The organism is Kluyvera sp. CHPC 1.2972, assembly GCF_036759925.1.
Lineage (GTDB): Bacteria > Pseudomonadota > Gammaproteobacteria > Enterobacterales > Enterobacteriaceae > Kluyvera.
The window spans coordinates 1-22,057 of the sequence record NZ_JAPKIB010000017.1 but is presented as its reverse complement, the minus strand read 5'-3'; the positions used below and the strand labels follow the sequence as shown (position 1 = coordinate 22,057).

The window sequence follows — 22,057 nt, the reverse complement described above, 5'->3', positions numbered from 1 at the left end:
GGAATATACAGTACCTGTCGATTATGGATGTGTAAACATCTGGACGGCTAAATACTAAAAAATCCATGAGAGGCATATGATGACTATTCAAAACCACACCCTCGGTTTCCCTCGCGTTGGCCTGCGTCGCGAGCTGAAAAAAGCGCAAGAGAGCTATTGGGCGGGTAACGCCTCCCGTGAAGACCTGTTGGCCGTTGGCCGCGAACTGCGCGCCCGTCATTGGGATCAGCAGAAGCAAGCGGGTATCGACCTGTTACCGGTGGGTGACTTCGCCTGGTACGATCACGTACTGACCACCAGTCTGCTGTTAGGTAACGTCCCGGCTCGCCACCAGAACAAAGACGGTTCCGTCGATATCGACACCCTATTCCGTATTGGCCGTGGCCGCGCACCGACCGGTGAACCTGCGGCGGCGGCAGAAATGACCAAATGGTTTAACACCAACTATCACTACATGGTGCCTGAGTTCACCAAAGGTCAGCAGTTCAAGCTGACCTGGACCCAACTGCTGGATGAAGTCGACGAAGCGCTGGCGCTTGGTCACAACGTGAAACCAGTCCTGCTGGGGCCGGTTACCTATCTGTGGTTGGGCAAAGTGAAGGGTGAGCAGTTTGATCGCCTGACCCTGCTAAACGACATCCTGCCAGTGTATCAGCAGGTGCTGGCTGAACTGGCGAAGCGCGGCATTGAGTGGGTGCAGATTGATGAACCTGTGCTGGTGCTGGAACTGCCGCAGGAATGGCTGAACGCATTTAAGCCGGCCTATGATGCGCTGCAGGGGCAGGTGAAGCTGCTGCTTACGACCTATTTCGAGGGCGTGACGCCAAATCTGGACACTATCGCCGCGCTGTCGGTTCAGGGGCTGCACGTTGATCTGGTGCACGGTAAAGATGACGTTGAAACCCTGCATCAGCGCCTGCCAGCTGACTGGCTGCTCTCCGCTGGCCTGATTAACGGCCGCAATGTCTGGCGCGCCGACCTTACTGAAAAATATGCGCAGATTAAAGCGCTGGTCGGTAAACGTGAACTTTGGGTCGCTTCTTCTTGTTCCCTGCTGCATAGCCCTATCGACCTGAGCGTTGAAACCCGCCTGGACGCGGAAGTGAAGAGCTGGTTCGCCTTCGCCCTGCAAAAATGCGGTGAGCTGGCGCTGCTTCGTGATGCGCTGAACACCGGCAACACGGCGACTCTGGTCGAATGGAGCGCGCCAATTCAGGCTCGTCGCCATTCAACCCGCGTGCACAATGCGGCCGTGGAACAGCGTCTGGCGGCGGTTACCGCCAAAGACAGCCAGCGTCCTAGCGCTTACCCGGTACGCGCTGAAGCGCAGCGCGCGCGCTTTAATCTTCCGGCCTGGCCGACCACAACGATCGGCTCTTTCCCGCAAACCACCGAGATTCGCGGCCTGCGTCTGGATTTCAAAAAGGGGAATCTGGACGCGAATAACTACCGCACCGGCATTGCCGAACACATTAAGCAGGCGATCGTCGAACAGGAGCGTCTGGGGCTCGATGTGCTGGTGCACGGTGAAGCCGAGCGTAATGACATGGTGGAATATTTTGGTGAGCATCTCGACGGCTTCGTCTTTACCCAGAACGGCTGGGTGCAGAGCTACGGTTCTCGCTGCGTGAAACCGCCGGTCGTCATTGGCGACGTGAGCCGCCCGGAAGCGATCACCGTGGAATGGGCGAAGTATGCCCAGTCTCTGACCGACAAACCGGTGAAAGGGATGCTGACCGGTCCGGTGACGATTCTTTGCTGGTCCTTCCCGCGTGAAGATGTGACCCGTGAAACCATCGCTAAGCAGATTGCGCTGGCGCTGCGTGATGAAGTGGCGGATCTGGAAGCCGCCGGTATTGGCATCATCCAGATCGATGAACCGGCACTGCGTGAAGGTCTGCCGCTGCGCCGCAGCGATTGGGCCGCCTACCTGGAGTGGGGCGTGGAAGCCTTCCGTATTAACGCCGCGGTGGCGCAGGATGATACCCAAATCCACACCCACATGTGTTACTGCGAGTTCAACGACATCATGGATTCCATTGCGGCACTGGATGCGGATGTGATCACTATCGAAACCTCCCGTTCCGATATGGAGCTGCTGGAGTCATTCGAAGAGTTCGACTACCCGAATGAGATCGGGCCGGGCGTCTATGACATTCACTCGCCGAACGTACCAAGCGTGGAGTGGATTGAAGCCCTGCTGAAGAAAGCCGAGCAGCGCATTCCGGCAGAGCGCCTGTGGGTTAACCCGGATTGCGGTCTGAAAACACGTGGCTGGCCAGAAACCCGCGCGGCGTTGGCGAACATGGTCAAAGCGGCGCAGAACCTGCGTCAGGCTTAAAAAATCAAACGGAGGCTAATGCCTCCGTTTTTCTTTACTAAGGGAATTAGCCTTTTTTCCCGCCGTACTGCGCAAACCACGCCAGCATACGCTGCCAGCCATCTTTCGCTGACTCTTCATGATAGCTCGGGCGGTAATCGGCGTTGAACGCATGCCCGGCTTCCGGGTAAACCACGATCTCGGTATTCGCATTGGCCGCTCGCAGCGCGTGGCGCATGGTGTCAACCGACTCCAGCGGAATCCCCGTATCCTGGCCACCGTACAGTCCCAGCACCGGGGCGCTAAGATCGACCGCGATGTCGACCGGATTTTTCGGCATCTTCAGCGTCTTGTCACCCACCAGACGGCCATACCAGGCAACGGCGGCTTTGAGCTGCGGGTTATGCGCGGCGTACAGCCACGTAATACGGCCGCCCCAGCAAAAGCCTGTCATCAATAAGCGGCTGGCGTCGCCGCCGTTACGAGCCGCCCAGTTGGCGACGTGATCGAGGTCGGCTAGCACCTGAGCGTCGGGGACTTTGGACACCAGGCCGCTAAACAGCGAGGGGACATCGTCATAATCGTTCGGATCGCCCTGACGGAAGTAGAGCTCTGGTGCGACCGCCAGATAGCCCTCTAACGCCAGACGACGACAAATATCGCGGATGTGTTCGTGGACACCAAAAATCTCCTGCACTACGATGATTACCGGCAGCGGCGCATCGCTATGCTTAGGGCGAGCGTAGTACGCTGGCAGCGTATCACCCTGTGAAGGGATAGAGGTTTCTCCCGCTGAGATAGCCTCCTCGGGCGTATGAACAGTGGTTGAGGCGTGAGGTGAAGCCGCAGGGGCAAATCCAGGTTGTCTGTTGGTTGTCATGGCATTCTCCGTACCCTTTTAATGAACTCATAGCCAAATCACATTGCCTGAATGCGGCGTATTTTTGGTCAGCAGGGAGTAACAATAACTTGTTAATGTGATGTGAATCACTAATTGCGTGGAATTTAATGTAATATTTTTAATTCTTAGTGATTGTGGTCACGAAAAGATGTTGTGGTCTTCTATAAAGTACATTTTTGCTTCTTCTGACAAAACTGAACCACAGAGGAGTTCTTTATGTCCAAGTCTGATGTTTTTCATCTCGGCCTCACCAAAAGCGACCTTCAAGGGGCTACACTCGCTATCGTCCCAGGTGACCCGGAACGTGTGGAAAAGATCGCCGCGCTGATGGAAAAGCCGGTAAAACTGGCATCTCACCGTGAATTTACCTCCTGGCGTGCCGAACTTGATGGCAAGTCAGTGATCGTTTGCTCTACCGGTATCGGTGGTCCATCCACCTCTATCGCCGTGGAAGAACTGGCCCAGTTGGGTATCCGCACCTTCCTGCGCGTAGGCACCACCGGCGCCATTCAGCCGCATATCAATGTCGGTGACGTTCTGGTGACCACCGCATCCGTCCGTCTGGATGGGGCGAGCCTGCACTTTGCGCCGATGGAATACCCGGCAGTCGCTGACTTCGCGTGTACGACTGCGCTGGTTGAAGCGGCGAAAGCCGTAGGTGCGACCACACACATCGGCGTGACGGCGTCCTCTGATACCTTCTATCCGGGTCAGGAACGCTATGACACCTTCTCTGGCCGCGTAGTGAGAAACTTCAAAGGCTCCATGGAAGAGTGGCAGTCAATGGGCGTGATGAACTACGAGATGGAATCCGCGACGCTGCTGACCATGTGCTCAAGCCAGGGTCTGCGTGCGGGGATGGTAGCAGGCGTTATCGTTAACCGTACCCAGCAGGAAATCCCGAACGCTGAGACGATGAAGCAGACGGAAAGCCACGCGGTGAAAATCGTGGTGGAAGCAGCACGCCGCCTGCTGTAGTTCGCTCACCCGCTCTGTAAAAGGCCGACTTGTTCGGCCTTTTTCTTTTTGCGTGGAGGCTCGCAGGAAACTGCTTTAAAACTGGACGTTTATACAGCACAATTCTATTTTGTGCAGATAACCGGTTTATGCAGGGGGCGTTGTGGATATTGCCGTGGTGATTTATGCGCTGGTCGCGCTGGCGGGCATCGTGATTGGCTGGCTGGCGGCGAGCTATCGCGTGGCGCAGCAGCGGGCTGAACAGCTGGCTGAAGAGCGCGACGTGTACGGTGAGCTGAGTGCGGCAAAACAGCAGATTGCCCAGAACGCCCACTGGCGGGAAGAGTGCGAGCTGCTCAATAACGAGTTGCGTAACCTGCGGGAAATAAACGCCTCGCTGGAGGTCGACCTGCGGGAAGTCACCACGCTGCTGGAGACCACTCGTCAGCACGGCGATGAAAAGTATCGCCTGATGCTCAACAGCGAGCAGCGCCTGAGCGAGCAGTTCGAAAACCTGGCCAACCGCATCTTCGAACAGAGCAATCGCCGGGTGGAAGAACAAAACCGCCAAAGCCTGCACGGCCTGCTGACGCCGCTTCGCGAGCAACTTGATGGCTTTCGTCGTCAGGTGCAGGAGAGTTTCGGGCAGGAGGCACGCGAGCGTCACACGCTGGCGCATGAAATTCGTAACCTCCAGCAGCTCAACGCCCAGATGGCACAGGAAGCGGTCAATCTGACCCGTGCGCTCAAAGGTGACAATAAAACCCAGGGGAACTGGGGTGAAGTGGTGCTCACGCGCGTATTAGAGGCTTCTGGCCTGCGTGAAGGGCATGAATACGAAACCCAGGTTAGCATCAATACGGACGCGAACTCCCGTATGCAGCCGGACGTTATCGTGCGCTTGCCGCACCGCAAGGACGTGGTGGTGGATGCCAAAATGACGCTGGTGGCCTACGAGCGTTACTTTAACGCTGAAGATGACTATACCCGCGAAACCGCGCTGCAGGAGCATATTGCGGCAGTGCGTAACCATATCCGCATGCTGGGCCGTAAAGATTATCAGCAGTTGCCGGGGCTGCGATCGCTGGACTACGTCCTGATGTTTATCCCCGTTGAACCTGCCTTTCTGCTGGCGCTGGACAGACAGCCCGAACTGATTAGCGAAGCGCTGAAAAACAATATTATGCTGGTCAGCCCAACCACGCTGCTGGTGGCGCTGCGGACCATCGCCAACCTATGGCGCTATGAGCATCAGAGCCGAAATGCGCAGCATATTGCTGAACGCGCGAGCCGCTTATATGACAAAATGCGCCTCTTCGTGGATGACATGTCGGCTATCGGTCAAAGCCTCGATAAAGCGCAGGAAAACTACCGACAGGCGATGAAAAAGCTCACCACCGGGCGCGGTAACCTGCTGACGCAGGCCGAGGCGTTCCGCCACCTTGGGGTGGAGGTGAAACGCGAGATTAATCCGGAACTGGTTGAACAGGCGACGGCGCAGGACGATGATTTTCGTCTGCGTGACGACACAGACACGAATGATGACAATCCGTTAGCCGCTGAACGTCGCTAAAACGCTCGCCGCACGGGTTTGGTAACGGGGTGGAATCGTAGGGCAATTGCGTCCAATCTGTTACACTCCATGAACATTTTCTTGATAAGCAGGCATAGAGATGGTTGAGGATTCACAAGAAACGACGCACTTTGGCTTTCAAACAATCGCCAAATCACAGAAAGAAAACATGGTGGCGCATGTCTTCCATTCTGTCGCCGCAAAATACGATGTGATGAATGACCTGATGTCATTCGGTATCCATCGTCTCTGGAAGCGTTTTACCATTGATTGCAGCGGCGTGCGCCGTGGACAGACGGTCCTCGATCTGGCGGGCGGCACCGGTGACCTGACGGCAAAATTCTCGCGTATGGTCGGTGAAACCGGTCGCGTGGTGCTGGCAGATATTAACGACTCGATGCTCAAAATGGGCCGTGAAAAGCTGCGCAACATCGGCGTGGTGGGTAACGTGGAATACGTGCAGGCAAACGCTGAAGCGCTGCCGTTCCCGGATAACACCTTCGACTGTATCACCATCTCCTTTGGCCTGCGTAACGTCACCGACAAAGACAAAGCGTTGCGCTCGATGTATCGCGTACTGAAGCCGGGCGGACGTCTGCTGGTGCTGGAGTTCTCTAAGCCGGTTATCGACCCGCTGAGTAAAGCTTACGATGCCTACTCGTTCCACATCCTGCCGCGTATTGGCGAAATGGTGGCAAACGACGCCGAAAGCTACCGCTATCTGGCAGAATCTATTCGTATGCACCCCGATCAGGACACCCTGAAAGAGATGATGCAGAACGCTGGGTTGGAAAACGTTGAGTACTTCAACCTGACGGCAGGGATTGTCGCGCTGCATCGCGGCTATAAATTCTGATAAGCGGGGGCCATATGCCTTTAAAACCCTTAGTGACCGGCAGTATTGAAACCGCGATTAACGCGCTGTTATGGCGTGAGAAAGCGTTGAAACCTGCCCGTCAGCGTCTTATCGGAAAAGTATTACGCATTGAGCTGAAAGAGTTCTCTTCTCCGCTGGTGCTGATCTTTAGCGAGCGTCAGGTTGACGTGGTCGGCGCGTGGGACGACGAGGCGGATTGCACCGTCATCACCCGCGCGAGCGTGCTGCCTCAACTACGCAACCGTCAGCAACTGACGGCGCTTATCCGCAATAACGACCTGGAAGTGCAGGGCGATCTTCAGGTGGTACAAAACCTGGTGTCGCTGGCGGACCTGGCGGAGTTCTCCCCTGCAGAGCTGCTAGCACCCTATACCGGCGATGTGGCGGCAGAGGGGATCAGCAAAGCGCTGCGCGGCGGGGCGAAGTTCATACAGCACGGGCTGGCACGCCAGCAGCGCTATGTGGCGGAATCCCTGACGGAAGAGTGGCGATTAGCGCCGGGCGCGCTGGAAGTGGCCTGGTTTGCGGAAGAAACAACGGCCGTTGAGCGTGATGTTGCCGCGCTGACGAAACGGTTGGAAAAACTGGAGGGGAAATGACGCCAGGAGAATTACGGCGCCTGTATTTTATCATCCGCACCTTTTTGAGTTACGGGCTTGATGAGCTCATTCCCAAAATGCGTATCACGCTGCCGCTGCGAATTGGGCGTCGGCTGCTGTTCTGGATGCCGAATCGCCACAAGGAAAAGTCGCTAGGTGAACGTCTGCGCTTAGCGTTGCAGGAGCTTGGCCCGGTATGGATCAAGTTTGGGCAGATGCTCTCAACTCGTCGTGACCTTTTCCCCCCGCAAATTGCCGATCAGCTCATTATGCTGCAGGACCGCGTGGCGCCGTTTGACGGTAAGCTAGCAAAGCAGCAGATTGAAAAATCGATGGGCGATATTCCCGTTGAAAGCTGGTTTGATGATTTTAGCATCGAGCCGCTGGCTTCAGCCTCCATTGCCCAGGTGCATACTGCTCGCCTGAAAGAGAACGGCAAAGAGGTGGTCATTAAGGTTATCCGCCCGGACATTCTGCCGATTATCAAAGCGGACATGAAGCTTATCTATCGCCTGGCGCGCTGGGTACCTCGCCTGCTGCCAGACGGTCGTCGCCTGCGCCCGCTGGAAGTGGTGCGTGACTATGAAAAGACGCTGATCGACGAACTGAACCTGCTGCGCGAAGCGGCGAACGCCATTCAGCTGCGCCGCAACTTCGAAAACAGCCCGATGCTGTACGTGCCGGAGGTCTATTCAGACTACTGCCGCGTTGACATGCTGGTGATGGAGCGCATCTACGGTATTCCGGTCTCTGACGTAGAGACGCTGGAAAAGCAGAATACCAATATGAAGCTGCTGGCCGAACGCGGCGTGCAGGTCTTCTTTACCCAGGTATTCCGCGACAGTTTCTTCCACGCGGACATGCACCCTGGGAATATTTTCGTCAGCTATGAACACCCGGAAGACCCGCAGTACATTGGCATCGACTGCGGTATCGTTGGCTCGCTCAACAAGGACGATAAGCGCTATCTGGCGGAAAACTTTATCGCCTTCTTCAACCGCGACTACCGTAAAGTTGCCGAGCTGCACGTCGATTCCGGCTGGGTTCCAGCGGACACCAACGTGGAAGAGTTTGAGTTTGCTATCCGCACCGTCTGCGAGCCGATTTTTGAAAAGCCGCTGGCAGAGATCTCTTTCGGCCACGTGCTGCTGAACCTGTTTAACACCGCCCGACGCTTCAATATGGAAGTCCAGCCGCAGCTGGTGTTGCTACAAAAGACATTACTTTACGTAGAAGGGGTAGGACGTCAGCTCTATCCTCAGTTAGATTTATGGAAGACGGCGAAGCCTTTCCTTGAGTCATGGCTGAAAGATCAGGTCGGTATTCCGGCGCTGGTTCGTGCTCTGAAGGACAAAGCGCCGTTCTGGATTGAAAAGATGCCGGAACTGCCGGAGCTGGTGTATGACAGTCTTCGCCAGAGTAAACAGGTTCAGGCGAGCCTTGAGAAACTCTCGCAGAATCTGACGACGCATCACACCCGTCAGGGGCAATCGCGTTATCTCTTTGGTATAGGCGCGGTTTTACTCCTGAGCGGTACAGTATTGTTAGTGAATCGCCCGGAATGGGGCCTGACACCCGCATGGCTTATGGCCGGAGGGTTGGTGGTATGGCTCGTCGGGTGGCGGAAGACGCGCTGAATTATGCGTCGCTAAGAGGGCGCTGCATAACGTATAATGCGCGCTGATTATTTCATCATCTATCAGAGGAACATGTATGGGTGGTATTAGTATTTGGCAGTTGCTGATTATCGTCGTTATCGTGGTTCTGCTTTTCGGGACTAAAAAGCTGAGCTCACTGGGATCCGACTTAGGTTCGTCTATCAAAGGCTTCAAGAAAGCCATGAGTGATGAAGACGACACCAAAACCAAAGCGGACCAGGATGCAGATTTCACTGCAAAATCAATCACTGATAAGCAGGAAAGTGCAAAGAAAGACGAAGCGAAACGCCACGACAACGAGCAGGTGTAATTCGTGTTTGATATTGGTTTCAGTGAACTGCTGCTGGTGTTTATTATTGGCCTCGTTGTACTGGGGCCAAAACGCTTGCCGGTAGCAGTGAAGACGGTTGTTGGTTGGATACGCGCGCTGCGCTCTCTGGCGACAACCGTACAAAACGAGCTGACGCAGGAGCTTAAACTCCAGGAATTTCAGGACAGCCTGAAAAAAGTGGAGAAAGCGAGTCTGGATAACCTGACGCCAGAACTGAAAGCTTCCATGGACGAGCTGCGTGAAGCGGCAGAGTCGATGAAGCGTTCTTACACGGCGCACGATCCGGAAAAGGCGAGCGACGAGGCCAATACCATCCATAATCCGGTGGTGAAGGAGAAGGACGTTGCGCAGCCTGAAGTGGCTGAGCCACACGTCGACGAGCCTAAAGCGTCGTCCACTGAGGCGCCTGCGCCTGACGCCGAGGCAGTAAAGCCAGCAGAGAAAGAAAAAGCCCCTGCGGCCGCTGTTTCTGATTCATCCCCCGCATCGAGTGATAAACCGTAAATATGAGCGTAGAAGATACTCAACCGCTGATCGCTCATTTGATTGAGCTGCGTAAGCGCCTGCTCAACTGCATCATTGCGGTCATCGTGATTTTCCTGGCGTTGGTCTACTTCGCCAATGACATCTATCAGATGGTCTCCGCCCCGCTGATTAAGCAGATGCCCGCCGGTGCGACGATGATTGCCACCGACGTGGCATCGCCGTTCTTCACGCCGATTAAGCTGACCTTTATGGTCTCGCTGATCCTCTCTGCACCGGTCATTCTCTACCAGGTATGGGCGTTCGTTGCGCCTGCGCTGTACAAGCATGAGCGCCGTCTGGTGGTACCGCTGCTGGTCTCCAGTACGCTGCTGTTCTATATCGGCATGGCGTTTGCCTACTTTGTGGTGTTCCCGCTGGCATTTGGCTTCCTGACGCATACTGCGCCGGAAGGGGTGCTGGTCTCGACCGATATTAAGAGCTACCTCGACTTCGTCATGTCGCTGTTCATTGCATTCGGCGTGTCGTTTGAAGTGCCGGTGGCAATCGTGCTGCTCTGCTGGGTGGGCGTGACCACGCCGGACGACCTGCGTAAAAAGCGTCCGTACGTGCTGGTAGGCGCATTCGTCGTTGGCATGTTGCTGACCCCGCCGGATGTGTTCTCGCAAACGCTGCTGGCGATTCCGATGTACTGTTTGTTTGAGGTGGGGGTCTTCTTCTCTCGCTTCTACGCTGGGAAGCGACTCACGCGTGATGAAGACGCGGAAGAAGAACAAACTGAAGAATAATCACCAACCGCCCGTCAGGGCGGTTGTCATATGGGAGTGATGATGTTTGACATTGGGGTCAATCTGACCAGTTCGCAGTTTGCTCGCGATCGCGATGATGTGGTGGCACGCGCTCGCGCCGCCGGGGTACACGGCATGCTGTTAACCGGCACCAACCTTCATGAAAGCGAAGCGGCGCAGCAACTGGCTGAACGCTTTGATTGCTGCTGGTCTACCGCCGGTGTGCATCCACATGATGCCAGTAGCTGGTCGTCGGAAGTGGCTGAGGCTATCTATACGCTGGTTAATAAGCCGGAAGTAGTGGCGGTGGGCGAGTGTGGCCTCGATTTTAATCGTAACTTCTCTACCCCGGCCGAACAGGAAGCGGCGTTTACCGCACAGCTGGCGATGGCCTCTGAACTCGGAATGCCGGTGTTCCTGCACTGCCGCGATGCGCATGACCGTTTTCTCACCCTGCTGGAGCCGTGGCTCGATCATTTACCAGGCGCCGTGCTGCACTGCTTTACCGGAACGCGGGATGAGGCGCAGGCGTGTCTCGATCGTGGGTTATCGATTGGTATTACCGGCTGGGTATGCGATGAGCGTCGTGGTCTGGAACTGCGTGAGCTGCTGCCGATGATTCCGGCAGACAGACTATTGCTGGAGACGGATGCCCCATACCTGCTGCCACGCGATATGACGCCGAAGCCAGCTTCACGACGTAACGAACCAGCCTATGTGACGCATATTCTTGAACGGGTTGCTGGTTGGCGGGGTGAAGAGGTGCAATGGCTGGAAGCCGTCACAGACAATAACGCCAGACGGCTGTTTAATATCCACTTCTAGATTAGGCTTTGCGGAAATCGGTGTTTTTAACGCTCTGCTTAATTTGTTTATTCAACAGGTTAAGCAGCAGCATGGAGCGCGCTTCACCGTCCGGTTCGGAAAAGATAGCCTGAAGTCCTTCGAACGCCCCTTCGGTAATGACGACGCTGTCGCCTGGGTACGGTGTTTCCGGATCGGTAATATCATCAGGTTGGCAGATGGACAGCTGGTGAATCACCTCGGAGGATACCGTCGCCGGCTGCGTACCAAAACGAACAAAGTGGCTGACGCCGCGGGTGGCGTTGATGGTCGTCGTGTGAATAACTTCGGGATCAAACTCGACGAACAGGTAGTTAGGGAACAGCGGCTCACTGACCGATGTACGCTTCCCGCGCACCATTTTCTCAAGGGTGATCATCGGTGTCAGGCAATTCACCGCCTGCCGTTCCAGATGTTCCTGAGCACGCTGAAGCTGCCCACGCTTGCAATACAGTAAATACCAGGCTTGCATAATGACTCTTCCCGAAGTTTAGCGCGCAAGCATAACAAAAGCAGGGCTAAAGCGCGATGTTGAATGTCGCCGCTTTAATTTACGCTAATTTAACAAAAATACAGCATCACCGGACCATTCGCCGTATACTAAGGCGCTTACCAGGAGGCCAAGAATTACCCCATGAAATACCATGACCTACGCGACTTTCTGACATTACTTGAACAGCAGGGCGAATTAAAGCGCATTAGCCTCCCGGTTGATCCCCATCTGGAAATTACCGAAATTGCTGACCGCACGCTGCGTGCCGGTGGCCCGGCGCTGCTGTTTGAAAATCCTAAAGGTTATGACATGCCGGTGCTCTGCAACCTGTTCGGTACGCCCAAGCGCGTTGCGATGGGGATGGGGCAGGAAGATGTCAGCGCGCTGCGTGAAGTGGGTAAGCTCTTAGCCTTTCTGAAAGAACCAGAACCGCCGAAAGGTTTCCGCGACCTGTTCGATAAACTGCCGCAGTTCAAGCAGGTTCTGAACATGCCGACCAAACGCCTGCGCGGCGCCCCTTGCCAGCAAAAGATTATCTCCGGTGATGACGTTGATTTGTCCCGCATTCCGGTGATGACCTGCTGGCCGGAAGATGCCGCGCCGCTGATCACCTGGGGTCTGACGGTGACCCGTGGCCCGCATAAAGAGCGGCAGAATCTGGGTATCTATCGCCAGCAGGTGATTGGCAAAAACAAACTTATTATGCGTTGGCTGTCGCATCGCGGCGGCGCGCTGGATTTCCAGGAGTGGTGCGCGGCGCATCCGGGTGAGCGCTTCCCGGTATCTGTTGCTCTTGGTGCCGACCCGGCGACCATTCTGGGCGCGGTGACGCCGGTGCCGGATACGCTCTCTGAGTATGCCTTCGCGGGCCTACTGCGCGGTACCAAAACGGAAGTGGTGAAGTGTATTTCCAACGATCTGGAAGTTCCCGCCAGCGCGGAAATCGTGCTGGAAGGGTATATCGAGATTGGCGAGATGGCGCCTGAAGGCCCGTATGGCGACCATACCGGCTATTACAATGAAGTGGATAGCTTCCCGGTCTTTACCGTCACGCATATTACCCAGCGTGAAGATGCTATCTATCACTCCACCTATACCGGCCGTCCACCGGATGAACCGGCGGTGCTGGGCGTGGCGCTGAACGAAGTCTTCGTGCCTATCCTGCAAAAACAGTTCCCGGAGATTGTTGATTTCTACCTGCCGCCGGAAGGGTGTTCCTATCGCCTGGCCGTCGTCACCATGAAAAAACAGTATGCGGGACATGCAAAACGCGTAATGATGGGCGTATGGTCGTTTTTACGCCAGTTTATGTACACAAAATTCGTGATTGTCTGCGATGATGACGTCAACGCACGCGACTGGAACGATGTGATATGGGCGATTACCACCCGAATGGATCCCGCACGGGATACGGTTCTGGTCGAGAACACGCCGATTGATTATCTGGATTTCGCCTCGCCGGTTTCTGGCCTGGGGTCGAAAATGGGCCTGGATGCCACCAATAAATGGCCTGGGGAAACCCAGCGCGAATGGGGCCGTCCTATCAGGAAAGATCCCGCCGTTACGGCGCGTATCGATGAGATCTGGGACGAGCTGGCCATTTTCTCCGACGATAAATGATAATGATATCCTTTGAGTTCTCCACGCCGCGGACAACGCATCCGCAGCGTGAAGTGTGATGAGGAAAAGACCCGACAGAGGGAGCGCATGACAACCTTAAGCTGTAAAGTGACCTCGGTGGACGCCATTACCGATACGGTATATCGCGTTCGTTTAGTACCCGAAGCTGACTTCTCATTTCGTGCCGGGCAGTACCTGATGGTGGTGATGGATGAGCGCGACAAACGTCCGTTCTCCATGGCCTCTACGCCGGATGAAAAGGCGTTTATTGAGCTGCATATTGGCGCGTCAGAGCTGAATCTGTACGCCATGGCGGTGATGGACCGTATTCTTAAAGAACGCGAAGTGGTTGTCGATATCCCGCACGGCGAAGCCTGGCTGCGTGAAGAAGACGATCGTCCGTTAGTGCTGATTGCTGGCGGCACCGGGTTCTCTTATGTGCGTTCAATTCTGCTGACCGCATTGACGCAAAACCCGAACCGCGAGGTGGCGATTTACTGGGGCGGCCGTGAAGAGAAGCATCTGTACGATCTCTCTGAGCTGGAAGCGCTGTCGGTGAATCACCCGAATCTGCGAGTGGTGCCGGTCGTTGAGCAACCGGAAGAGGATTGGCGCGGGCGTTCTGGTACCGTGCTGACGGCGGTGCTGCAGGATTACGGTACGCTGTCGAACCACGATATTTATATCGCCGGTCGTTTTGAAATGGCGAAGATTGCCCGTGATCTGTTCTGCAACGAACGTCAGGCGCGTGAAGACCGTCTGTTCGGCGATGCGTTTGCCTTTATCTGATAGGCAATAAAAAACCCGCCCCTGACAGGCGGGAAGAACGGCAACTAAACTTTGTTGTGGTTGCATGCTGGATAAAACACGGTGTGTGGCTTTCCGGCATGGTCGCCGGGGGCGTTGCGCTTGCCTGGCCGACAATAACGATATACTGCGCGCCCCGACTTTCGGGGCGCGTTTTTTATACGCGCTCGATAACCGTCGCGATGCCCTGACCTAAACCGATGCACATGGTTGCCAGACCAAACTGGACATCCTTGCGCTCCATCAGGTTTAGCAGGGTGGTGCTGATACGCGTACCGGAGCAGCCCAGCGGGTGGCCCAGCGCAATCGCGCCGCCGTTAAGGTTGATCTTCTGATCGATCTGCTCCATCAGCCCCAGATCCTTAATGCATGGCAGGATCTGCGCGGCAAACGCTTCGTTCATCTCAAACAGGTCAATATCGTTCGCGGTCAGACCGGCTTTCTTCAGCGCCAGTTTCGAGGCTGGAACCGGGCCGTAACCCATAATCGACGGATCGCAGCCGACCACCGCCATTGAACGAATACGCGCGCGTGGCGTTAAGCCCAGCTCGCGAGCGCGGCTTTCGCTCATCACCAGCATGGCCGAAGCGCCGTCGGAGAGAGCGGAAGAGGTGCCTGCGGTTACCGTACCCGTCACCGGGTCGAAGGCCGGTTTCAGCGTGGAGAGCGCTTCAACGGTGGTCTCCGGGCGAATCACCTCATCATAGTTAAACTGCTTCAGCACGCCGTCTGCGTCATGACCACCGGTTGGGATGATTTCATTCTTAAAGGCACCCGACTGCGTGGCGGCCCAGGCACGAGCGTGGGAGCGGGCGGCAAACGCATCCTGCATTTCACGGCTGATGCCGTGCATACGGGAGAGCATTTCTGCCGTCAGGCCCATCATGCCCGCAGCTTTCGCTACGTTACGGCTCATGCCTGGATGGAAATCGACGCCGTGGCTCATCGGCACGTGGCCCATGTGTTCCACGCCGCCAACCAGACAGACCTGCGCGTCGCCGGTCATGATCATTCGGGCCGCATCGTGCAGCGCCTGCATGGAAGAACCACACAGACGGTTCACGGTCACTGCCGGTACCGAATGGGGGATTTCCGCCAGCAGTGACGCGTTACGAGCGATGTTAAAGCCCTGCTCCAGCGTCTGCTGTACGCAGCCCCAATAGATGTCGTCGATAGCCGCCGCTTCCAGCGCGGGGTTACGCGCCAACAGGCTACGCATCAGGTGCGCGGAGAGATCCTCAGCGCGCACGTTACGGAACGCACCGCCTTTGGAACGGCCCATCGGGGTACGAATTGCATCAACAATAACAACCTGTTCCATCGTGACTCCTTAAGCCGTTTTCAGCTCACCAGCCGGGCGGGCTGGCTCAACCGGTGGATAATACGCGTCGTTATGGTGCGCTTTGTCGCGCAGGCCGGCCGGGACTTCATACAGTGGGCCGAGGTGCTGATACTGCTGCGCCATATCGAGGTACTTCGCGCTGCCGAGCGTATCCAGCCAGCGGAACGCGCCGCCGTGGAACGGAGGGAAGCCCAGGCCGTAGACCAGCGCCATATCGGCTTCCGCCGGGCTGGCGATAATGCCTTCTTCCAGGCAGCGCACCACTTCGTTGACCATTGGGATCATCATACGGGCAATAATCTCGTCGTCGCTGAAATCGCGCTTCGGCTGGCTAACGTCTGCCAGCAGGCTATCGACCGCTGAATCTTCTTCTTTCTTCGGCTTGCCTTTGCTGTCTTCTTTATAACGCCAGAAGCCCAGGCCATTTTTCTGACCATAGCGGCTTGCGTCGAACAGCGCGTCGATCGCGTCGCGATAATCTTTCTGCATGCGCTGCGGGAAACCGGCCGCCATCACCGCTTGCGCGTGGTGCGCGGTATCAATACCCACCACGTCGAGCAGATAGGCTGGGCCCATTGGCCAACCGAACTGTTTCTCCATCACTTTATCAACCTTGCGGAAGTCCGCGCCGTCGCGCAGCAATTGGCTGAAGCCAGCGAAGTACGGGAACAATACGCGGTTAACGAAGAAGCCAGGGCAGTCGTTGACCACAATAGGCGTTTTGCCCATCTGGCTTGCCCAGGCGACCACTTTCGCAATGGTGCTTTCTGAGGTCTTCTTACCGCGGATGATTTCGACCAGCGGCATACGGTGCACCGGGTTGAAGAAATGCATACCGCAGAAGTTTTCCGGGCGCTCCAGCGCATCGGCCAGCTCACCGATTGGAATGGTCGAGGTGTTAGAAGCCAGCACGGTATCCGGGCGAACTTTCTGCTCGGTTTCTGCCAGTACCGCTTTTTTCACCTTCGGGTTTTCCACGACGGCTTCAACGACCACATCAACACGGTCGAAACCGGTGTACTCCAGCGTCGGCTGAATGGTTGAAATCACGCTTGCCAGCTTCAGACCGTTGATTTTGCCGCGCTCAAGCTGCTTATTGAGCAGCTTGCTGGCTTCGGTCATGCCGAGGGTCAGCGACTTTTCATTTATATCCTTCATAATCACCGGCACGCCTTTCCAGGCGGACTGGTAAGCGATCCCGCCACCCATGATGCCCGCACCGAGTACGGCGGCCTGTTTTGGCGGTTCGATATGTTTGGTCAGTTTCTTAGCCTGACCTTTTACATATTGGTCGTTGAGGAAAATACCGACCAGCGCACGGGCCTCATTAGAGTGGGCCAATGGAACAAAGCTTTTGTTTTCTAGATTGAGCGCTTCTTCGCGGCCAAAGCGGGCCGCAGCTTCAATCGTTTTCACCGCCGTGATCGGCGCCGGGTAGTGTTTACCCGCCGTCTGCATCACCATTGCTTTGGCGATAGAGAAGCTCATGGTGGCTTCAATCTTGCTGAGCTTCAGGGGTTCAAGCTTAGGCTGACGCTTGGCTTTCCAGTCGAGGTCGCCGTTAATCGCCTGGCGCAGTACCGCCAGCGCGCCATCAACCAGTTTCTCCTGCTTAACAACACCGTCAACCAGGCCAATCTTCAGCGCCTGCTCGGCACCGACATCTTTACCGGCGGCGATGATTTCCAGCGCGCTATCGGCACCCAGCAGACGCGGCATACGAACCGAGCCGCCGAAGCCTGGCATGATGCCCAGCTTGGTTTCCGGCAGGCCGATGCGCAGATCCGGCGTCGCCAGACGGTAGTCGGTAGCCAGCACGCATTCGCAGCCGCCGCCCAGCGCATAGCCGTTGACGGCAGAGATGGTTGGGACCGGTAAATCTTCCAGACGATTGAAGACGCTGTTGGCGAAGTGCAGCCACTGGCTGAACTGTTCTTCTGGCACCAGGAACAGCGAAAGGAATTCGGTGATATCCGCGCCGACAATAAAGGCCGCCTTTTCAGAGCGCAGCAGCAGCCCCTTCAGCTCTTTTTGTTTTTCGAGGACGTCGAGCGCCTGGCCGAGGCTGGCTACGGTTGCGGTATCTAACTTGTTAACTGAGCCAGGGGCATCGAACACCAGTTCGGCAATGCCATCTTCCAGCCAGTTGAGGTACAGGGTGTCGCCTTTGTAGAGCATGTCAGTCTCCTGAATCCAGCAAAGTGATCTGGTCATACCAGATAATCAGGAGTGTGTATTTTGTGTTAAATAAATGCAAATAAGACTTTAAATATTTGCTGGTCGGATCACGTCCGGCGGAAATCACGCAGGGTGGGAGAGGTGTGCTAATATGCGGTGACTAAAGGGTAAAAAAATCAGAAGGGTAAATCATGGAATCTCTGGCCGCACTCTATAAAAATCATATCGTTACCTTACAGGAGCGAGCACGTAACGCACTCGACCGTTTCAATCTCGATGCGCTGCTTATCCACTCTGGCGAGCTGATGAATGTTTTTCTGGATGACCACGCGTACCCATTCAAGGTCAACCCGCAGTTCAAAGCCTGGGTGCCGGTTACTCAGGTGCCAAACTGCTGGCTGCTGGTAGATGGCGTCAACAAACCGAAGCTGTGGTTCTATCTGCCGGTGGACTACTGGCACAACGTTGAGCCGCTGCCGACCTCGTTCTGGACGGAAGACGTTGAAGTCATTGCGCTGCCAAAAGCAGATGGCATTGGCAGCCAGCTGCCCGCTGCGCGCGGCAACATTGGCTATATCGGTCCGGTTCCGGAGCGTGCGCTGGGCTTAGGCATTGCCGCGAACAACATCAACCCGAAAGGGGTGATTGACTACCTGCACTACTATCGCGCCTATAAAACCGATTACGAGCTGGCCTGTATGCGCGAAGCGCAGAAGATGGCGGTCAACGGGCACCGTGCGGCGGAAGAAGCTTTCCGTTCCGGCATGAGCGAGTTTGATATTAACCAGGCTTACCTGACAGCCACCGGTCATCGCGATACCGATGTGCCTTACGGCAATATCGTGGCGCTGAATGAGCATGCGTCCGTGCTGCACTACACCAAGCTGGATCACCGCGTGCCGTCTGAAATCCGCAGCTTCCTGCTGGATGCCGGGGCAGAATACAACGGCTATGCCGCTGACCTCACCCGTACCTGGGCGGCAAACGGCGACAACGACTTTGCGCAGCTCATCAAAGATGTGAATACCGAGCAGTTGGCGCTGATTGCCACCATGAAGGCGGGCACCAGCTACGTGGATTACCACATCCAGTTCCATCAACGTATTGCCAAACTGCTGCGTAAGCATCAGATCGTGACCGACATGAGCGAAGAGGCGATGGTCGACAATGATCTGACCGGGCCGTTTATGCCGCACGGTATTGGTCACCCGCTGGGCCTGCAGGTGCATGACGTTGCCGGCTTTATGCAGGATGACACCGGCACGCATCTGGCCGCACCGTCTAAATACCCGTACCTACGCTGCACCCGCGTGCTGCAACCGGGCATGGTGCTGACCATTGAACCGGGCATCTACTTTATTGAGTCTCTGCTCGCACCGTGGCGTGAAGGTCAGTTCAGCAAGCACTTCAACTGGCAGAAAATTGAAGCGCTGAAGCCATTTGGCGGCATTCGTATTGAAGATAACGTGGTTATCCACGAGAACAATATCGAAAACATGACGCGTGACCTGAAACTGGCGTAATGGAAAGCTGGCGAATACCGGCCGAGCCGGTCACCTTCGTTGAAGAGATAAAGAAGAGCCGTTTTATCACCCTGTTGGCGCATACCGACGGGGTAGCGGCGGCGAAAGCGTTCGTTGAGTCGGTTCGCGCCGATCACCCGGATGCCCGCCACCACTGCGTGGCGTGGGTCGCGGGCAGGCCGGATGACTCGCAACAGCTTGGCTTCTCAGACGATGGTGAACCGGCGGGAACGGCCGGTAAGCCGATGCTGGCTCAGCTGATGGGCAGTGGCGTCGGTGAAATTACCGCCGTAGTGGTTCGCTACTACGGCGGCATCTTGTTAGGCACTGGCGGGCTGGTAAAAGCCTACGGTGGCGGCGTACAGCAGGCGCTCAATCTGCTGGCAACGCAGATCAAAACGCCGTTAACCGAATATACTCTGTTATGTGAATACGGGCAGCTTGCGGGAATTGAGTCGCTGGTTGGGCAATATGCCGGGCAGATTGTTGCCAGCGATTATCAGGCGTCGGTTCAGCTCCGTATCGCGCTTCCGCAGGCAAAAGTGCATGATTTTTCCGCAAGACTGGCGGATTTTAGTCGTGGTTCATTGCAATTGTTAGCGATTGACGAATAATCCCCCTCCTGACTTTTTTGATTATCAAAGGACGCGCCGGAAATGCATTTTCGTGCCATTACTCGAATTGTTGGACTTCTGGTCATCTTATTCTCGGGGACAATGATCCTCCCGGGATTGGTGGCTCTGATTTACCGCGATGGCGCCGGGCGCGCATTTACTCAAACCTTTTTTGTTGCGCTGGTGATTGGTTCGCTGCTGTGGTGGCCGAACCGTCGTGAGAAGGGGGAGCTGAAATCCCGTGAGGGCTTCCTGATCGTCGTCCTGTTCTGGACGGTGCTGGGCAGCGTGGGTGCGCTACCGTTTATCTTCTCCGAGCAGCCAAACCTGACGGTTACCGATGCGTTCTTTGAATCGTTCTCCGGTTTAACAACCACCGGGGCAACTACGCTGGTGGGGCTGGACTCATTGCCTCACGCTATCCTCTTCTATCGACAGATGCTGCAGTGGTTCGGCGGTATGGGGATCATTGTGCTGGCAGTAGCTATCCTGCCTATCCTTGGCGTCGGTGGGATGCAGTTATATAGAGCAGAAATGCCCGGGCCGCTGAAAGACAATAAGATGCGCCCGCGAATTGCCGAAACGGCGAAAACGCTGTGGCTTATCTATGTGCTGCTGACGGTAGCCTGCGCGCTGGCGCTGTGGTTCGCTGGAATGCCCGCGTTCGATGCGATTGGACACAGCTTTGCGACTATCGCCATCGGCGGCTTCTCCACTCACGATGCCAGCGTTGGCTTCTTTAATAGTCCAACCATCAACACCATTATTGCTATCTTCCTGCTGATCTCCGGCTGTAACTACGGCCTGCACTTCTCTTTATTAAGTGGGCGCAGCCTGAAGGTGTACTGGCGTGACCCAGAATTCCGCATGTTTATTGGCGTGCAGTTGACGCTGGTGGTTATCTGTACCCTGGTGCTGTGGTTCCATGACATCTATAGCTCGGCGGTAACGACGCTGAACCAGGCGTTCTTCCAGGTGGTCTCGATGGCGACGACTGCGGGCTTCACCACCGACAGCATTGCGCGCTGGCCGCTGTTCCTGCCGGTTCTTCTTTTATGTTCGGCTTTCATCGGTGGCTGTGCGGGTTCAACGGGCGGTGGCTTGAAGGTCATTCGTATTCTGTTGCTGTTCAAGCAGGGGAACCGTGAGCTGAAGCGCCTTGTTCACCCGAATGCGGTCTACAGCATTAAGCTGGGTAATCGCGCGCTGCCGGAACGTATTCTCGAAGCGGTATGGGGGTTCTTCTCTGCCTATGCGTTGGTTTTCATTATCAGTATGCTGGCGATCATCGCCACCGGCGTGGATGACTTCTCGGCGTTCGCGTCCGTCGTGGCGACGCTGAATAACCTTGGCCCTGGGCTGGGCGTGGTGGCGGATAATTTTGCCAGCATGAACCCGGTGGCGAAGTGGATCCTGATTGCGAACATGCTGTTTGGTCGTCTTGAAGTCTTTACGCTGCTGGTGCTGTTTACCCCAACATTCTGGCGCGAATAACAGGAGTCAGCGTTGAAAACACTAATGCTCTTTTCTACCCGTGATGGACAGACGCGTGAAATCGCAGCCTATCTCTGCTCGCAACTGAGCGAGCAGGGTATTGATACCGCGATGGTGAACCTGAACCGTACGGAAAGTATCGATTGGCAACAGTATGACCGGGTAGTGATTGGTGCTTCTATTCGCTACGGTCATTTCCATCCTGCGCTCGACCGTTTTGTTAAAAAACACACCGCGGCGCTACAGGCAATACCGAGTGCGTTTTTCGCCGTAAACCTGGTGGCGCGTAAACCGGAGAAGCGTTCTCCGCAGACCAACAGCTATACGCGCAAGTTCCTGCTGCGTTCTCCGTGGCAGCCAGATGCCTGCGGTGTGTTTGCGGGCGCCTTGCGATATCCTCGCTACCGCTGGTTTGACCGGGTTATGATTCGCCTCATTATGAAGATGACCGGCGGTGAAACGGATACCAGTAAAGAAGTGGTGTATACCGACTGGGAGCAGGTGGCCGGTTTTGCCAAAGAAATCGCGCAACTTTCGCGCAAATAGGGCGCTAATTCGGCGCATCGCCTGGAAATTAAGCGAACGAAAAGTTTTTTCAGAATTATGCTTGCGGGATCTCAATTACTCCCTATAATGCGGCCCCACTGAGACGGAAC

General features: G+C 55.8%; 19 protein-coding genes and 1 pseudogene. 16 read left to right on the top strand and 4 right to left on the bottom strand.

Translation table 11 applies throughout. The features are described from left to right. Positions 1 to 79: 79 nt before the first annotated feature. Positions 80 to 2,341 carry a 5-methyltetrahydropteroyltriglutamate--homocysteine S-methyltransferase gene (gene metE / locus V6944_RS19760; RefSeq protein WP_333500235.1) on the top strand — a complete coding sequence of 754 codons (2,262 nt, stop codon included), beginning with the start codon at positions 80 to 82 and terminating at the stop codon, positions 2,339 to 2,341. A 46-nt stretch (positions 2,342 to 2,387) separates the two neighbouring features. Here the strand turns inward: metE and V6944_RS19755 are convergent, their stop codons facing one another. Further along, positions 2,388 to 3,200: a dienelactone hydrolase family protein gene (locus tag V6944_RS19755; RefSeq protein ID WP_333500188.1), complete on the bottom strand. Its 813-nt coding sequence runs from the start codon at positions 3,198 to 3,200 to the stop codon at positions 2,388 to 2,390. A 237-nt stretch (positions 3,201 to 3,437) separates the two neighbouring features. On the opposite strand from V6944_RS19755, the gene udp reads away from it, so the two are divergent. The 9 genes and pseudogenes from udp to tatD all read left to right on the top strand — a co-directional run bounded on the left by udp (position 3,438) and on the right by tatD (position 11,312). Beyond that, positions 3,438 to 4,199 carry a uridine phosphorylase gene (udp, locus tag V6944_RS19750; RefSeq protein ID WP_333500187.1) on the top strand — a complete coding sequence of 254 codons (762 nt, stop codon included), beginning with the start codon at positions 3,438 to 3,440 and terminating at the stop codon, positions 4,197 to 4,199. A gap of 142 nt (positions 4,200 to 4,341) precedes the next feature. After that, positions 4,342 to 5,751, top strand: coding sequence for a DNA recombination protein RmuC (gene rmuC, locus V6944_RS19745; protein WP_333500186.1), 1,410 nt, complete (start codon positions 4,342 to 4,344; stop codon positions 5,749 to 5,751). A gap of 100 nt (positions 5,752 to 5,851) precedes the next feature. Beyond that, the gene (ubiE, locus tag V6944_RS19740; protein WP_185669749.1) at positions 5,852 to 6,607 is read left to right on the top strand and encodes a bifunctional demethylmenaquinone methyltransferase/2-methoxy-6-polyprenyl-1,4-benzoquinol methylase UbiE; all 756 of its coding nucleotides are present in this window, start codon (positions 5,852 to 5,854) and stop codon (positions 6,605 to 6,607) included. A 14-nt stretch (positions 6,608 to 6,621) separates the two neighbouring features. Further along, on the top strand, positions 6,622 to 7,227 hold the full coding sequence (gene ubiJ / locus V6944_RS19735; RefSeq protein WP_333500185.1) for a ubiquinone biosynthesis protein UbiJ: 606 nt from the start codon (positions 6,622 to 6,624) through the stop codon (positions 7,225 to 7,227). After that, complete coding sequence (ubiB, locus tag V6944_RS19730) at positions 7,224 to 8,864, top strand: ubiquinone biosynthesis regulatory protein kinase UbiB (RefSeq protein ID WP_185669747.1); 1,641 nt, start codon at positions 7,224 to 7,226, stop codon at positions 8,862 to 8,864. The genes ubiJ and ubiB overlap by 4 nt, the downstream gene beginning before the upstream one ends. Before the next feature lie 76 nt (positions 8,865 to 8,940). Next, positions 8,941 to 9,195, top strand: coding sequence for a Sec-independent protein translocase subunit TatA (gene tatA / locus V6944_RS19725; protein WP_123651758.1), 255 nt, complete (start codon positions 8,941 to 8,943; stop codon positions 9,193 to 9,195). Between the two features lie 3 nt (positions 9,196 to 9,198). After that, positions 9,199 to 9,553 (top strand): annotated as a pseudogene (tatB, locus tag V6944_RS19720) (Sec-independent protein translocase protein TatB); the annotation flags it as partial. Between the two features lie 169 nt (positions 9,554 to 9,722). Then, positions 9,723 to 10,487, top strand: a complete 765-nt coding sequence (gene tatC / locus V6944_RS19715; protein WP_185669745.1) for a Sec-independent protein translocase subunit TatC — start codon at positions 9,723 to 9,725, stop codon at positions 10,485 to 10,487. Positions 10,488 to 10,517: 30 nt separating this feature from the next. Next, positions 10,518 to 11,312 carry a 3'-5' ssDNA/RNA exonuclease TatD gene (tatD, locus tag V6944_RS19710; RefSeq protein WP_333500183.1) on the top strand — a complete coding sequence of 265 codons (795 nt, stop codon included), beginning with the start codon at positions 10,518 to 10,520 and terminating at the stop codon, positions 11,310 to 11,312. A 1-nt stretch (position 11,313) separates the two neighbouring features. Here tatD and rfaH read toward each other — a convergent pair whose 3' ends face one another. Continuing rightward, positions 11,314 to 11,802 carry a transcription/translation regulatory transformer protein RfaH gene (gene rfaH / locus V6944_RS19705; protein ID WP_333500182.1) on the bottom strand — a complete coding sequence of 163 codons (489 nt, stop codon included), beginning with the start codon at positions 11,800 to 11,802 and terminating at the stop codon, positions 11,314 to 11,316. Positions 11,803 to 11,964: 162 nt separating this feature from the next. Here rfaH and ubiD point away from each other — a divergent pair, with 162 nt between their 5' ends. Further along, the gene (ubiD, locus tag V6944_RS19700; protein ID WP_185669742.1) at positions 11,965 to 13,443 is read left to right on the top strand and encodes a 4-hydroxy-3-polyprenylbenzoate decarboxylase; all 1,479 of its coding nucleotides are present in this window, start codon (positions 11,965 to 11,967) and stop codon (positions 13,441 to 13,443) included. 87 nt (positions 13,444 to 13,530) lie between these two features. Next, on the top strand, positions 13,531 to 14,232 hold the full coding sequence (gene fre / locus V6944_RS19695) for an NAD(P)H-flavin reductase (RefSeq protein ID WP_333500181.1): 702 nt from the start codon (positions 13,531 to 13,533) through the stop codon (positions 14,230 to 14,232). A gap of 175 nt (positions 14,233 to 14,407) precedes the next feature. Here fre and fadA read toward each other — a convergent pair whose 3' ends face one another. After that, a complete protein-coding gene (fadA, locus tag V6944_RS19690) occupies positions 14,408 to 15,571 on the bottom strand; it encodes an acetyl-CoA C-acyltransferase FadA (protein ID WP_035894432.1) in 1,164 nt (387 codons plus the stop codon). Positions 15,572 to 15,580: 9 nt separating this feature from the next. After that, positions 15,581 to 17,770: a fatty acid oxidation complex subunit alpha FadB gene (fadB, locus tag V6944_RS19685; protein ID WP_333500180.1), complete on the bottom strand. Its 2,190-nt coding sequence runs from the start codon at positions 17,768 to 17,770 to the stop codon at positions 15,581 to 15,583. Positions 17,771 to 17,961: 191 nt separating this feature from the next. Here fadB and pepQ point away from each other — a divergent pair, with 191 nt between their 5' ends. Genes pepQ through hemG form a run of 4 tightly spaced genes read left to right on the top strand, consistent with a single transcriptional unit; the run spans position 17,962 to position 21,947 of the window. Next, a complete protein-coding gene (pepQ, locus tag V6944_RS19680) occupies positions 17,962 to 19,293 on the top strand; it encodes a Xaa-Pro dipeptidase (protein WP_333500179.1) in 1,332 nt (443 codons plus the stop codon). After that, complete coding sequence (locus V6944_RS19675; RefSeq protein ID WP_333500178.1) at positions 19,293 to 19,907, top strand: IMPACT family protein; 615 nt, start codon at positions 19,293 to 19,295, stop codon at positions 19,905 to 19,907. The genes pepQ and V6944_RS19675 overlap by 1 nt, the downstream gene beginning before the upstream one ends. A gap of 42 nt (positions 19,908 to 19,949) precedes the next feature. Beyond that, positions 19,950 to 21,401, top strand: a complete 1,452-nt coding sequence (gene trkH, locus V6944_RS19670) for a Trk system potassium transporter TrkH (RefSeq protein WP_185669736.1) — start codon at positions 19,950 to 19,952, stop codon at positions 21,399 to 21,401. Between the two features lie 12 nt (positions 21,402 to 21,413). Further along, on the top strand, positions 21,414 to 21,947 hold the full coding sequence (hemG, locus tag V6944_RS19665; RefSeq protein WP_333500177.1) for a menaquinone-dependent protoporphyrinogen IX dehydrogenase: 534 nt from the start codon (positions 21,414 to 21,416) through the stop codon (positions 21,945 to 21,947). Positions 21,948 to 22,057 lie beyond the last annotated feature (110 nt).

Excerpts from the sequence above, each read along its gene's own strand:
- fadA (WP_035894432.1), bottom strand. The coding sequence starts at position 15,571 with ATGGAACAGGTTGTTATTGTTGATGCAATTCGTACCCCGATGGGCCGT.
- trkH (WP_185669736.1), top strand. The coding sequence starts at position 19,950 with ATGCATTTTCGTGCCATTACTCGAATTGTTGGACTTCTGGTCATCTTA.
- rfaH (WP_333500182.1), bottom strand. The coding sequence starts at position 11,802 with ATGCAAGCCTGGTATTTACTGTATTGCAAGCGTGGGCAGCTTCAGCGT.
- pepQ (WP_333500179.1), top strand. The coding sequence starts at position 17,962 with ATGGAATCTCTGGCCGCACTCTATAAAAATCATATCGTTACCTTACAG.
- fadB (WP_333500180.1), bottom strand. The coding sequence starts at position 17,770 with ATGCTCTACAAAGGCGACACCCTGTACCTCAACTGGCTGGAAGATGGC.
- ubiJ (WP_333500185.1), top strand. The coding sequence starts at position 6,622 with ATGCCTTTAAAACCCTTAGTGACCGGCAGTATTGAAACCGCGATTAAC.
- V6944_RS19755 (WP_333500188.1), bottom strand. The coding sequence starts at position 3,200 with ATGACAACCAACAGACAACCTGGATTTGCCCCTGCGGCTTCACCTCAC.
- tatA (WP_123651758.1), top strand. The coding sequence starts at position 8,941 with ATGGGTGGTATTAGTATTTGGCAGTTGCTGATTATCGTCGTTATCGTG.
- ubiB (WP_185669747.1), top strand. The coding sequence starts at position 7,224 with ATGACGCCAGGAGAATTACGGCGCCTGTATTTTATCATCCGCACCTTT.
- ubiE (WP_185669749.1), top strand. The coding sequence starts at position 5,852 with ATGGTTGAGGATTCACAAGAAACGACGCACTTTGGCTTTCAAACAATC.
- ubiD (WP_185669742.1), top strand. The coding sequence starts at position 11,965 with ATGAAATACCATGACCTACGCGACTTTCTGACATTACTTGAACAGCAG.
- metE (WP_333500235.1), top strand. The coding sequence starts at position 80 with ATGACTATTCAAAACCACACCCTCGGTTTCCCTCGCGTTGGCCTGCGT.
- V6944_RS19675 (WP_333500178.1), top strand. The coding sequence starts at position 19,293 with ATGGAAAGCTGGCGAATACCGGCCGAGCCGGTCACCTTCGTTGAAGAG.
- fre (WP_333500181.1), top strand. The coding sequence starts at position 13,531 with ATGACAACCTTAAGCTGTAAAGTGACCTCGGTGGACGCCATTACCGAT.
- tatD (WP_333500183.1), top strand. The coding sequence starts at position 10,518 with ATGGGAGTGATGATGTTTGACATTGGGGTCAATCTGACCAGTTCGCAG.
- tatC (WP_185669745.1), top strand. The coding sequence starts at position 9,723 with ATGAGCGTAGAAGATACTCAACCGCTGATCGCTCATTTGATTGAGCTG.
- udp (WP_333500187.1), top strand. The coding sequence starts at position 3,438 with ATGTCCAAGTCTGATGTTTTTCATCTCGGCCTCACCAAAAGCGACCTT.